Origin of the sequence: Bradyrhizobium huanghuaihaiense (assembly GCF_007830635.1) — a bacterium.
GTDB classification, from domain to species: domain Bacteria; phylum Pseudomonadota; class Alphaproteobacteria; order Rhizobiales; family Xanthobacteraceae; genus Bradyrhizobium; species Bradyrhizobium huanghuaihaiense.
In genome coordinates this window covers 1-13,380 of the sequence record NZ_VLLA01000045.1, presented here as the reverse complement: position 1 = coordinate 13,380, position 13,380 = coordinate 1, and the positions used below count along the sequence as shown (strand labels likewise).

The following is a 13,380-nucleotide window of genomic DNA, read 5'->3' as shown; positions in this document are numbered from 1 at the left end:
GGATCAACCCTTTGTTGGCGCGTCGGCGTTAACGTTTGCCTCGGTTGCCCGTTCCCGCGGCGCAATGCCTTGTGAGCAGGCTCAGATTGCCGCCTTGAGGGCAGCGAAGCCGCGATCGAGATCGGCCTTGAGGTCGTCGGTGCTCTCGAGTCCGATGTGGAGACGCAGAGTCGGGCCGCCCGGCGCCCACTTGGTCGCGGTGCGATAGGCGTCGCAGTCGAAGGGAATCGCAAGGCTCTCGAAGCCACCCCAGGAAAAGCCCATGCCGAACAGCTTGAGCGTGTTGAGCATGGTGTCGACGGCCTTCTGCGGCGCCGGCTTCAGCACGATGCTGAACAGGCCCGACGCGCCAGTGAAGTCGCGTTTCCAGATCGCATGACCGGGATCGGTTTCGAGCGCCGGATGCAGCACGCGCGAGACCTCCGGTCTTGCAGCGAGCCAACGCGCCATATCGAGGCCCGAACGATGATGTTGCGCGAGGCGCACCGACAGCGTGCGCAGGCCGCGCAGTGCGAGAAAGACATCATCCGGGCCGGCGCAGACGCCGAGCAGGCGGATGCCTTCTGAAATCTGAGGCCAGGCCTTGGCGTTGGCCGAGATGGTGCCGAACATGATGTCGGAGTGGCCGCCGATATATTTGGTGGCGGCCTGCATGGAGATGTCGACGCCCTGGTCGAGCGAGCGGTGATAGAGCGGCGTCGCCCATGTGTTGTCGTCGATGACCAGCGCGCCCTTTGCATGCGCGACCTCTGCGATGGCGCGGATGTCGGGCATCTCGAAGGATTGCGAGCCCGGCGCCTCCACCAGCACCGCGCGGGTATTGGGCTTGAACAGCTTCTCGATGCCGGCGCCGATCAGCGGATCGAAATAGGTGGTTTCGATGCCAAGGCGGGCGAGCATGCCGTTGCAGAAATTGCGCGAGGGCCGATAGACATTGTCGACAACCAGAATATGGTCGCCGGCCTTCAGCACCGAGAGCAGGGTGGTCGAGATCGCGGAGAGCCCCGACGGCACGATGCCGACGCCGGCGCATTGCGGCCCCTCGAGCGCCATCAGCGTATCCTGGAACGCCCTGGTCGTCGGGGTGCCGTGGCGGCCATAGGTGAACTCGCCGCGGTGGGCATGGAGATCCTCGGCGGTCGGATAGAGCACGGTCGAGCCATGGAACACCGGCGGATTGACGAACCCCTTCTGCGCCTTGGTGTCGCGGCCGGAGGTGACCAGCCGGGTCTCGGCCTGTTGCTGGGAGGGGTGCGAGGAATCCATGCGTCTGCTTTCAAAACCGCGTTTCCGCCGGGCGCTTTGCGCCCGTGCGGGCCGGCCGAAAGGCCGCTGTCGTTAATAACAGAACACAGAAGAGTCCCGTCAACCCCTTGACCCGGCTCGCCAGTCGTTCTGTGATGCGCAGGTGCTATTCAGTCGCCGCATGTTGAGGGGCCTGCCGCGACCTTCGATCCATCGTCTGACCGGACCTGGCGCCACGGCCATCATGGCGGGCGCCTGCGGCGGGGATTAAGGTATGGCCTCCCGGGATCGGCGAGTGTTCGGCAAGGTTTCCCAGCATGACTCTTGCAGGGCTACCCCTGGCAGAGACGATCCTGAGACAACATTCCTGACCTTGAGACGACCTTGAAAGGCCTTCAGCCCATGAAACGCGTAACCCTGGCTCTCACTCTCGCTCTTGCCGCCGGCCTGTCCGCCCAGGCCGCCGATGCGCAAACGCTCAAGACCGTCAAGGACCGGGGCACCCTGTCCTGCGGCGTCAGCCAGGGCCTGCCGGGTTTCTCCTCGCCCGATGACAAGGGCAACTGGACGGGGATCGACGTCGACCTCTGCCGCGCCGTCGCTGCCGCCATCTTCAACGATCCGACCAAGATCAAGTTCGTGCCGCTGTCCGCCAAGGATCGCTTCACGGCGTTGCAATCCGGCGAAGTCGACGTGCTTTCGCGCAACACGACATGGACCATCTCCCGCGACACCTCGCTCGGCGCCAATTTCACCGGCGTCACCTATTATGACGGGCAGGGCTTCATGGTGAAGAAGTCGCTCAAGGTGAATTCGGCGCTCGAGCTCAACAGCGCCTCGGTCTGCGTCCAGACCGGCACCACCACCGAGCAAAATCTGGCCGACTACTTCAAGGCCAACAACATGAAGTACGAGGTGATCGCGTTCGCCACCAACGACGAAACCGTCAAGGCCTATGAAGCCGGCCGCTGTGACGTCTTCACCACCGACCAGTCGGGCCTCTACGCCAACCGCCTCAAGCTCGCTAATCCCAACGACCACATGGTGCTTCCCGAGATCATCTCGAAGGAGCCGCTTGGGCCGATGGTGCGCCACGGCGATGACCAGTGGTTCGACATCGTAAAATGGACGCTGTTCGCCCTGGTCACCGCCGAAGAGCTCGGCATCACCTCGAAGAATGTCGACGAGAAGGCCAAGCTGGAAAACCCGGAGCTGAAGCGCGTGCTCGGCAGCGACGGCAATTTCGGCGAACAGCTCGGCCTGACCAAGGACTGGGTGGTGCGGATCGTGAAGGCGACCGGCAATTACGGCGAGGTGTTCGACCGCAACGTCGGCGCGGGCTCGCCGCTCGCCATCAATCGCGGCCTCAACAATCTCTGGAACAAGGGCGGTCTTCAATACGCGCCGCCGATCCGCTGATCTGCACGATCCGCGGCTGCGATGAGCACCGAGGCCCGTAAACCGCCACCCCAGATCGCGCTGAAGATCAGGCGCGCTCTGGGGGGCAAGTCCGGCTGGAACGGCATCGTCGTCCAGTTTGCCTTCGCGGCGATCCTCGGCTGGATTGCCTATGAAATCGTCTCCAACACCCGCGCCAACCTCGAGAACCAGCACATCGCCGCCGGCTTCGGCTTCCTGCGAAACAATGCCGGCTTCGACGTCAACCAGACGCTGATCTCCTACACCGGTTCGGACACGTTCCTGCGCGTGTTCGTGGTCGGGCTCTTGAACACGCTCGTGGTCTCGGTGGTCGGCATCGTCTTCGCCACCGTGATCGGCTTCATCGTCGCGCTGTGCCGGCTGTCGCCGAACTGGCTGGTGTCGCGGGTCGGCGAGATCTATGTCGAGATCATCCGCAACCTGCCGCTGCTGTTCCAGATCCTGTTCTGGTACCTGGCGGTGCTGGCGGCCTTGCCGAATCCGCGGCAGAGCATTTCGCTGCTCGGCATCGCGTTCATCAGCAATCGCGGCCTCGTCATTCCCCGTCCGATTGGCGAGAGCGGGTTCGAGCCGTTTCTGGCGATACTGGCCCTCGGCATCGTCGTCTCGCTGGGCTTACGCTTCTACGCCAGGCGTGCGCTGTTTGAGCGGGGGCAGGTGATCCGCATCTGGCCCTCCGTGCTGGCCTTGCTGTTCGGGCTTCCGCTGGCCACGATGCTGGTCTTCGGTCTGCCCTTCACCTTCGAGCTGCCGCAGCTCAAGGGGTTCAATTTCGCCGGCGGCTCGCGGATCATCCCGGAATTCGTGGCGCTGACCGTGGCCCTGTCGACCTATACCGCCGCCTTCATCGCGGAGATCGTGCGCGCCGGCATCCTGTCGGTGCACAAGGGGCAGATGGAGGCGGGCTCCTCGCTCGGCCTCAGCCGCGGCGCCACGCTCCGGCTGATCGTCGTGCCGCAGGCCATGCGCGTCATCGTGCCGCCGCTGACCAACCAATATCTCAACCTTACAAAGAATTCCTCACTGGCGGTCGCGATCGGCTATCCTGACCTCGTCTCCGTGTTCGCTGGCACCTCGCTGAGCCAGACCGGGCAGGCGATCGAGATCATCGCCATGACGATGGGCGTCTACCTCCTGATCTCCCTCGTCACCAGCGCCGTGATGAGCGTCTACGGTTGGCGCGTCAGCCGGAGCCTTGGCGCATGACCGATATCGCCTCACCCTCCTTCGTCCGGCACGATCTGGTGAACGAGCGTCCCGCGCCGGTGAAAACCACGGGCTTCATCGGCTGGGTGCGGACGCGCCTGTTCAACTCGCCGACCAACATCCTGCTCACGATCCTCGGCGCCTTGCTGCTCTGGTTCACCATCGTTCCCAGCGTGAGATTCCTGATGGTCGATGCGGTCTGGAGCGGCAACGACCGCACGGCCTGCCTCGCCGAGAACGCCGGTTTCGCGGTCGGCGCCTGCTGGCCCTATATCCAGGCCAAGCTGCCGCAACTGATCTACGGCTTCTATCCCGAGGCCGAGCGCTGGCGGGTCAACCTCACGTTCGTCCTGGCGGCGGTCCTGCTGGTGCCGATGCTCGTTCCACGCCTGCCGGCGAAGGGCTTGAATGCTGGCCTGTTCTTCTTCGCCTTTCCCGTCGTCGCGTTCTTCCTGCTGCATGGCGGCGGCATCAAGGGCTTTGGCCTGAGCTGGACGGCCGGCCTGCTGGAGCTGTTTGATGACAGCATCATCGGCGCCGGAAACGTCCTGCTCAACCTCAGCAAGACCTCGGCCGTGGCGCCGCTGCTGTGGGTCATCGGCAACCTGATCGTGCTGGTTGGCACGGCGATCCATTGGCTGGTCTTCCCGCTGATCTGGCTGCGCGACCAGATCCAGGGCTCGGGCCAGTCGGTCTGGGTCGACTTCGCCGTCACGACCGCCGTCGTCTGCCTGATCGCCTTCTTTCTCGGTGGCGGCTTGCGCACCGGCTGGCGAGCGCTCGCATCAAGCTTCGCAACTTTCGTCGCCATTGCAATCGTCATCAAGCTGATGGGGCTCGACCACGGCGGACTGCCCATCGTTCTGACGAATTTGTGGGGCGGGCTGCTGGTGACGCTGGTGGTCTCCGTCACCGGAATCGTCACCTCGCTGCCGATCGGCATTGCGCTCGCGCTCGGCCGCCGCTCGACCATTCCGCTGATCCGGATATTCTCGATCGCCTTCATCGAGTTCTGGCGTGGCGTGCCGCTGATCACCGTGCTGTTCTTCGCCACCTACATGCTGCCGCTGTTCCTGCCCGGCAATTTCACCGTCGATGGTCTGGTGCGCGCGCTGATCGGCATCGCGCTGTTCACGGGCGCCTATCAGGCCGAGAACGTCCGGGGCGGGCTTGCCGCGATCCCGCGCGGGCAGGGCGAGGCCGCAGCGGCGCTGGGACTGTCCTGGTGGAAGACGACCTCGCTGATCGTGCTGCCGCAGGCGCTGCGCCACGTCATTCCGAACCTCGTCAACAGCTTCATCTCGCTGTTCAAGGACACCTCGCTGGTCTCGATCGTGGCGCTGTTCGACCTCCTGGGCTCGCTTCGCGCCTCGTTCTCGGATCCGAAATGGTCGACGCCATCCACGGCGTTCACCGGCTTTGCCTTCGCCGGGATCATCTACTTCATCTTCTGCTTTGGAATGTCGCGCTACTCGCTGTTCGTCGAGCACCGCCTCAACGCCCACCGCCGCAACTGATCGAGGCCATCATGTCCGACCCCATCGTCAAGATTTCCGGCCTGAACAAATGGTACGGTGAATTCCACGTCCTGCGCGACATCGACCTCGAGGTCAAGAAGGGCGAGCGCATCGTCATCTGCGGGCCCTCGGGCTCCGGCAAGTCGACGCTTATTCGCTGCATCAATGCGCTGGAGGAATTCCAGGAGGGCGAGATCGTCGTCGACGGCATCGAGCTCGGGCCCAACCTCAAGCACATCGACGCCGTGCGCCGCGAGGTCGGCATGGTGTTCCAGAGCTTTAATCTGTTCCCGCATCTCACAGTGCTCGACAACTGCACGCTGGCGCCGATCTGGGTGCGCAACATCCCCAAGAAGGACGCCGAGGAGACCGCGATGAAATTCCTGGAGCGGGTCAAGATCCCGCACCAGGCCAACAAGTTTCCGGGCCAGATGTCCGGCGGCCAGCAGCAGCGCGTCGCCATCGCCCGCGCCCTGACCATGAACCCCAAGGTGATGCTGTTCGACGAGCCGACCTCAGCGCTCGACCCCGAGATGGTCAAGGAGGTGCTCGACACCATGGTCGACCTCGCCGAGGAGGGCATGACCATGCTGGTCGTCACCCACGAGATGGGGTTTGCCCGCGAGGTCGCCAACCGCGTCGTGTTCATGGACGCCGGCCAGATCATCGAGGCCAACACACCGAACGAGTTCTTCGCCAGTCCCCAGCACGCCCGCACAAAGCTGTTCCTGAGCCAGATTCTGCGGTGAGCGGCTGCAGTCCGGCGGCCGCGCCGGCCTGACCGGCACGCAAGCTTGGCACCATGCGAATCGGCTTGGCTCTTTTCGGACCATCCTCCGGAGAGAAACCTTGCAGAGCAGTCTCGGCGCGCGCGCCTACCAGAACGCGCGATTGCAGAAGAAGTTGAGGAAGCAGGCGGACGCCGTCATGTCCTTCGCCATCGAGGCGCTGGGGCAGGGCAGGCTTGACGAGGCCGAGACACTCTGCCGCGAGATCCTGAAGGAGGTTCCGGATCATTTCCACGCCACGCACCTGCTCGGCCTGCGCGCGTTCGACGGCGGGTGGCTTGAGGACGCGCAATTCCTGCTCGAGCGTGCGACCATGCTCGATCCGCGTTCGCCCGATGCGCACAGCAATCTCGGGGCTGTGTATTTCGCGCTCGAGAAATTCAAGGACGCCCGCGCGTGCCAGGAGAAGGCGATTGCGCTGAAGCCGAATTGTCCGATCACCCTGACCAACCTCGGCAATACGATGCTGCACCTCGGTCAGGCCAAAGAGGCGATCGAACTGCACGAGCGCGCCATCAGGCTGAAGCCGGACTATGCCAACGCATTCTGCAACCGCGGCATGGCGGAACTGATGATCGGCCAGTTCGAGCGCGCCGGGAGGAACTTCGATCGCGCCCTGTCGCTTCAGCCGGCTCATGCGGAAGCGATCGCCGGCAAGGCCATGGTGAGCCTCGAGCTCAGGCACTTCGAGGCGGCGGAAGCCGCCTTCGACGCTGCGCTCGCGCTCAAGCCGGGGTCGCCGAGAATTCTGGTGCAGCGCGGACGGCTCCATATGACCCTGTACCGGCTGGAGCAAGCGGCCGCGGATTTCGACGCCGCGCTGGCGCAATCGCCGCGGAACGAGCTCGCGCTGTGCTGGAGAGCGCAAGTCGACCTTTTCGTGAGGAACACGGCCGGGGCGATGGCGCGCGTCAAGACCCTGCTCGAGGTCAATCCGCAATCCGAGGCGGGCATGTCGCTCCTGGCCTCTTGCTATGCGAACCAGGGAGACGTCCCGACGGCGCTCGAATATCTCGATGCGGCCCTGGCGATCGCGCCGGACTTTCCCGAGGCCATCGGATACAAGATTTTCGTGCTGGATTACCTGCCGGAGGCCGATTTCGTGGTCCAGCAGGCGGCGCGAAAATATTGGTGGGATCAGATCGGCGCCAAGCTTCCGCAAAGGACGCTGTCGCCGCGCGATCTCGACCCGGACAGACAGATCGTGATCGGATATGTCGCATCCGAATTCAGGCAGCATTCGGCGGCGTACTCCCTGTTGCCGGTGCTGCGCCATCACGATCACGCCGAGTTCAAGATCGTCTGCTATTCCTGCTGGCCGTTGCAGGACGGGATGACCGAGAGATTCAAGCCTTTCGCAGACGTCTGGGTCGATGTCGCGCAGCTGTCGGACGACGAATTGGCCGACCGGATCCAGGCGGACGGGATCGATATCCTGATCGACGTGTCCGGGCATACGACCGGCAGCAGGCTCCACGTGTTCTCGCGCAAGCCGGCCCCCATCCAGGTCACGGGTTTCGGACACGCCACCGGTACGGGCTTGCAGACCATGGACTATGTGCTCGCGGATCCGGTCTTCATTCCGCAATCGGCGCGCCATCTGCTGGCCGAAAAGGTCTATGACCTGCCGTGCCTGATCACGATCGATCCCATCCTGGACGTGCCGCCTTCGGAGCCTCCCATGCTCCGTAACGGCTATGTGACCTTCGGTGTGTTCAACCGCATCCTGAAGATCTCGGACGAGGCGATCCGGGTGTGGTCGAAGGTGATGCGCGAGGTGAAGGGATCGAAGATCGTCATCAAGAACGGGCTGCTCGACGATCCCTTGCTGCGCGACGGCCTGATCGCGCGGTTCGTGGCACAGGGCATTGCCGAAGAGAACATCATCTGCATGGGCTCGACGACGCGCAACGTGCATTTGCGCGCCTTTGCCGAGGTCGACATTTCGCTCGATACCTTCCCGCAAAACGGCGGCATCAGCACCTGGGAATCCCTCTATGCGGGCGTGCCTGTTGTCGCCAAGCTCGGCAGCGGCTCCTCAGCGCGGGCCGGCGGGTCGATCGTGGCGGCCATCGGTCTCGACGACTGGGTCGCCGAGGACGACGAGGGCTATGCCGCGATCGCGATCAAATATGCCGGCCAGCCAGCGCATCTGGCCAAGCTGCGCGCGGAATTGCCGGCCCAGATCGCAAATTCTCCCGCCGGCAATGTCGAGATCTACACGCGCAGGGTCGAGGCGGGGTATCGCCAGTTCTGGCGCGACTATTGTGCGTCTGCCTCGGGGAGCGGTGAGGTTGCGTAGGCAGACCGGCTGCGCCGTATAACCAGACGCGAACACCGGGAAATCCCGGGGGCGCTGCCGGTCGAGCCGGCCGGCTGGCCAGGCCTGCGAATCAGCTAGACTCTCATCGGGCCATCCTCCGGAGAGCAACCTTGCAGAGCAGCGGCGCCGGCGCGCGCGCATTCCAGAACGCGCGATTGCAGAAGAAATTGAAGAAGCAGGTGGACGCCGTGCTCTCCGCCGCGGCGAGCGCCTATGGCCAGGGCAAATCTGCCGAGACCGAGGCGCTCTGCCGTGAGATCCTGAAGGCGCTTCCGGATCATGTCGACGCCATGCACCTGCTCGGCATGTGCGCGCATGACGGCCGGCGCCTGGAAGAGGCGAAGGAGCTGCTCGAGGGCGTGATTGCACTCGATCCGCGTCTGCACGATGCCCACAACAACCTCGCAACCGTGCATTTCGACCTCGGCAATTTAGAGGAGGCACGCCGGTGCCAGGAGAAGGCCATCGCGCTGAAGCCGAATTTCGCGGTGGCGCTGACCAACCTCGGCAATACGCTGATGCATCTGGGGCAGTACCAACAGGCGATCGAGCTGCACGAGCGCGCAATCAAGATCAAGCCGGACTATGCCGATGCGTTCTGCAATCGCGGCATGGTCGAGATCGTGCTTGGACAGATCATGCGCGCCAAGGAGAGTTTCGATCGCGCCCTGCTGTTTCAGCCGCGTCACGCCGAGGCGATCGTCGGCAGCAGCATGGTCTGCACGGAACTGCGGCACCACGAGGAGGCGGCAGCCAAGCTTGCCATGGCGCTGGCGATCAAGCCGGGCGCGCCGAGGATCCTCGCCCAGCGTGGGCGGCTCAGTTACGAGTTGCAGCACCTGGAGCGGGCGCTTGCGGATTTCGAGGCGGCGCTTGCGATTTCGCCCAAGCTCGAACTGGCTCTCCGGGGCAAGGCACAGGCGTGCCTTGTGATGGGAAAGACCGCGCAGGCGATGGCGGCCGCAACGGCCTTGATCGAGCAAAATCCGCGCTCCGAGATGGGGTTGGCGCTGATGGGCTTCGCTTATTCGAACCAGGGAGAGATGGATGCCGCGATCGAGTATCTCGATCGTGCGCTGGCGATCCGCCCGGACTATGGGGATGCGATCCGGGGAAAGATCTTCCTGCAGGACTACCGCGCCGAAGCCGATTTCGCGCTCCAGCAGGCGGTCCGACGAGATTGGTGGGACTTGATCGGCTCCAAGCTGCCGCGGCGGAAGCTGCCGAAGCGGCCGCTCGATCCGGACAAGCAGATTGTGGTCGGCTATGTCGCTGCCGAATTCCGGCAACACTCGGCGGGCCTCACCTTGCTGCCGGTGCTGCGCCACCATGACCACGCCAACTTCAAGATCATCTGCTACTATTCCTGGCCGGGAGCGGACGAGTATACCGCCCGGTTCAAGGAGCTGGCGGACGTCTGGGTCGACGCCTGGCAGCTTTCGGACGACGAACTCGCCGATCGCATCGAGGCCGACAATGTCGACATCCTGATCGACGTTTCAGGCCACACGACCGGTAACAGACTGCAGGTCTTCGCGCGGAAACCGGCTCCCATTCAGGCCACCGGGTTCGGACACGCGACGGGCACGGGCATGCAGACCATGGACTATGTGCTCGCGGACCCCATTTTCATTCCGCCACCGGTTCGGCATCTGTTTGCCGAAAAGATCCACGATCTGCCGTGCCTGATCACGATGGAGCCAGTCTCCGATATTCAGCCGTCCGAGCTGCCGATGCTCCGCAACGGCTACGTCACCTTCGGCGTGTTCAACCGCATCTACAAGATATCGGATCACGCGATCAGCGTGTGGTCGCGCCTGATGCGGGAGCTGCCGGGATCGAGGATCATCCTGAAGCATGGCTTGCTCGATGATCCCTTGCTGCGCGACGGCCTCGTCGCACGCTTCGTGGCGCAGGGCATCGCCGAGGAGAATATCACCTGCCTCGGCACCACCTCGCGCAACGACCACCTGCTGGCCTTCGGCCAGGTCGATATTTCCCTCGATACGTTTCCGCAAAATGGCGGCATCAGCACCTGGGAGTCGCTCTACACGGGTGTTCCCGTCGTGGCCAAGCTCGGCAACGGCGCCTCCTCGCGCGCCGGAGCCTCCATCGTTGCCGCCGTCGGTCTCGGCGATTGGGTCGCCGAGGATGACGACGGCTATATCGAGATCGCCAAGAAATTTGCTTCGCAGCCCGCGCCTCTGACGAAGTTGCGCGCGGATCTGCCGGCCCAGATTGCAGCTTCGCCCGCCGGCAATGTCGAGATCTACACGCGTGAGCTTGAGGCCGGTTATCGCCAGTTCTGGCGCGACTATTGTGCGGCCGCCTCGGACAGCGGCGACGCTGCGTAGGCGGGCCAGACGCACCTGCGGTTCCTGGGTCCGGGACATTCTAGAGACGTTGCCGGTCCCGCCGACCGGCCGGTCATGCATGCGAATCAGCTAGACTCGCCGCGGGCCATCTCCGGAGAGACACCTTGCAGAGCAGCGCCGGCGCGCGCGCATTCCAGAATGCGCGATTGCAGAAGAAATTGAAGAAGCAGGCGGACGCCATCATCTCTGCCGCGGCGAGCGCCTACGGCCAGGGCCGATATGCCGAGACCGATGCGCTCTGCCGCCAGATCCTGCAAGCCGTTCCGGACCATTTCGACGCCACGCATTTGCTCGGCCTGTGCGTGCAACAGGGCGGGCGCCTGGAGGAGGCGCAACAGCTGCTCGAACGCGCGATCGCGATCGATCCGCGTTCGCATGAAGCGCATAACAATCTCGCAACCGTGTACTTCGTCCTGCAGAAATTCGAGGCCGCACGCGCCTGTCAGGAGAAGGCGATCACGCTGAAGCCGACTTTTGCGCCGGCCCTGACCGGGCTCGGCAATACCTTGCTTCACATGAACCAGCCCGGACAGGCCATCGAGATGTACGATCGCGCGATCAGGCTGAAACCTGACTATGCCGATGCGTTCTGCAATCGAGGCCTCGCCGAGCTGGCGCTGGGCCAGTTCGACCGCGCGAGGCAAAGTTTCGAACGCGCGCTGTTGTTCCAGCCCCGTCACGCCGAAGCGCTCGTCGGCAAAGGCGTGGTCAGCATCGAGCTCAAGCACTACGACGAGGCGGAAGCCGCGCTCGCAGCGGCGCTCGCGATCAGGCCCGGTTCGCCGAAGGTCCTGGCGCACCGCGGACGGCTCAATCTTGCGCGGTCGCGGCCTGAACAGGCCGCAATGGATTTCGATGCCGCACTTGCACTTGCGCCGAAGCTCGAGATGGCCTTGCGGGGGAAGGCGGAGATCGCGCTGAGCACGGGGAATACGGCGCAGGCGATCCTGGCCTGCAAGACGTTGCTGGAGGAAAATCCGCGGTCGGCCATCGCGCTCGCGCTGCTGAGCGCCTGTTTTGCAAATCAGGGAGAGATCGCCGCCGCGATCGAGCATCTCGACGCCGCGCTGACCATTGCTCCGGATCCGGACTTGATCGCGCGGAAGATCTACTTTCTCGACTTTCTCCCCGATGCCGATTTCGCGGTCCAGCAGGCCGCGCGAAAATATTGGGGCGAGACGGTCGCCGCCAGAGTGCCGCAAAGGCAGCTGTCATCCCGGCAGCTCGATCCCGACAGGCAGATCGTGATCGGCTATGTCGCTGCCGAGTTCTGGTACCATTCGGCGGCGTTCGCGCTGCTTCCGGTGCTGAGCCGTCATGACCACGCCAAGTTCGAGATCATCTGTTATTCGTGCTCGCCGTCGCGCGACGAGATGACCGCCAAATTCATGGCGTTGGCGGACGTCTGGGTCGACGCCTGGCAGCTTTCGGACGACGAGCTGGCCGATCGCATCGAGGCCGACAAGGTCGATATCCTGATCGACGTGTCCGGGCACTCGACCGGCAACAGGCTTCCCGTTTTCGCACGGAAGCCGGCCCCCATCCAGGTCACGGGCTTCGGGCACGCGACCGGCACGGGCCTTCGGACCATGGACTATGTGCTCGCGGATCCCGTCTTCATTCCGCAATCGGCGCGGCATCTGCTGGCCGAGAAAGTCCATGACCTGCCGTGCCTGATCACGGTCGATCCCATCCTGGATGTGCCGCCTTCGGAGCTTCCGATGCTCCGCAACGGCCATGTGACCTTCGGCGTGTTCAACCGCATCAACAAGATCTCGGACGAGGCCATCTGCGTCTGGTCGAAGCTGATGCGCGAGGTGGCGGGATCGAAGATCATGATCAAGCATACCCTGCTTGACGATGCCCTGGTGCGCGATGGCCTCCTTGCACGTTTCGTGGCGCAGGGCATTGCGGAGGACAACGTCATCTGCCTGGGCTCGACCCCGCGCCAGGAACATCTGCAGACCTTTGCGAAGGTCGACATCTCCCTCGATACGTTCCCGCAAAACGGTGGCGTCAGCACCTGGGAATCTCTCTATGCGGGCGTTCCTGTCGTCGCCAAGCTCGGCCACGGCGCCTCGTCCCGCGCCGGCGGCTCCATCGTGGCCGCCGTCGGTCTCAATGACTGGGTCGCCGAGGACGACGAGGGTTATGCCGCGATCGCGTGCAAATTCGCGGCGCAGCCCGCTGCTTTGGCGAAGCTGCGCGCGAGTTTGCCGGCTCGAATCGCGGCGTCGTCCGCCGGCAATGTCGAGATCTTTACGCGCGAGGTTGAAGCGGCTTACCGCCGGTTCTGGCGCGACTATTGTGCCGCAGCCGCGCAGGGCGGCGAGGGCGCCTGACCCGGGCGAGCCAAAGCGAACGCCTCAAATTGCGCGGGCCGCTTTAGTTCGTCGTCCGTTAAGAAGCCGGATTGATCGAGGCTGGCCGGGCGAGCGTGCGCCATAGCTGGGCCAGGAACAGGCACAAGAGATATCTCAGCCAGG

8 protein-coding genes are annotated in these 13,380 nt (G+C 63.9%); 7 read left to right on the top strand and 1 reads right to left on the bottom strand.

Going from position 1 to position 13,380, the window contains the following annotated elements:
• Window positions 1-81 precede the first annotated feature (81 nt).
• A complete protein-coding gene (gene metC / locus IQ16_RS41625) occupies window positions 82-1,266 on the bottom strand; it encodes a cystathionine beta-lyase (protein ID WP_018641853.1) in 1,185 nt (394 codons plus the stop codon).
• A 381-nt stretch (window positions 1,267-1,647) separates the two neighbouring features.
• On the opposite strand from metC, the gene IQ16_RS41620 reads away from it, so the two are divergent.
• The 7 genes from IQ16_RS41620 to IQ16_RS41590 all read left to right on the top strand — a co-directional run bounded on the left by IQ16_RS41620 (window position 1,648) and on the right by IQ16_RS41590 (window position 13,236).
• Window positions 1,648-2,664 carry an amino acid ABC transporter substrate-binding protein gene (locus IQ16_RS41620; protein ID WP_018641854.1) on the top strand — a complete coding sequence of 339 codons (1,017 nt, stop codon included), beginning with the start codon at window positions 1,648-1,650 and terminating at the stop codon, window positions 2,662-2,664.
• A gap of 21 nt (window positions 2,665-2,685) precedes the next feature.
• The gene (locus IQ16_RS41615; protein WP_018641855.1) at window positions 2,686-3,891 is read left to right on the top strand and encodes an amino acid ABC transporter permease; all 1,206 of its coding nucleotides are present in this window, start codon (window positions 2,686-2,688) and stop codon (window positions 3,889-3,891) included.
• Window positions 3,888-5,408 (top strand): amino acid ABC transporter permease, encoded by a 1,521-nt coding sequence (locus IQ16_RS41610; RefSeq protein ID WP_026311819.1) that lies wholly within the window; start codon window positions 3,888-3,890, stop codon window positions 5,406-5,408. Before IQ16_RS41615 ends, IQ16_RS41610 begins: the two co-directional genes overlap by 4 nt.
• Before the next feature lie 11 nt (window positions 5,409-5,419).
• A complete protein-coding gene (locus IQ16_RS41605; RefSeq protein ID WP_018641857.1) occupies window positions 5,420-6,157 on the top strand; it encodes an amino acid ABC transporter ATP-binding protein in 738 nt (245 codons plus the stop codon).
• Window positions 6,158-6,257: 100 nt separating this feature from the next.
• Window positions 6,258-8,498: a tetratricopeptide repeat protein gene (locus IQ16_RS41600; RefSeq protein ID WP_018641858.1), complete on the top strand. Its 2,241-nt coding sequence runs from the start codon at window positions 6,258-6,260 to the stop codon at window positions 8,496-8,498.
• A gap of 131 nt (window positions 8,499-8,629) precedes the next feature.
• Window positions 8,630-10,873 (top strand): O-linked N-acetylglucosamine transferase, SPINDLY family protein, encoded by a 2,244-nt coding sequence (locus IQ16_RS41595; protein ID WP_018641859.1) that lies wholly within the window; start codon window positions 8,630-8,632, stop codon window positions 10,871-10,873.
• 125 nt (window positions 10,874-10,998) lie between these two features.
• Window positions 10,999-13,236 carry an O-linked N-acetylglucosamine transferase, SPINDLY family protein gene (locus tag IQ16_RS41590; RefSeq protein WP_018641860.1) on the top strand — a complete coding sequence of 746 codons (2,238 nt, stop codon included), beginning with the start codon at window positions 10,999-11,001 and terminating at the stop codon, window positions 13,234-13,236.
• Window positions 13,237-13,380 lie beyond the last annotated feature (144 nt).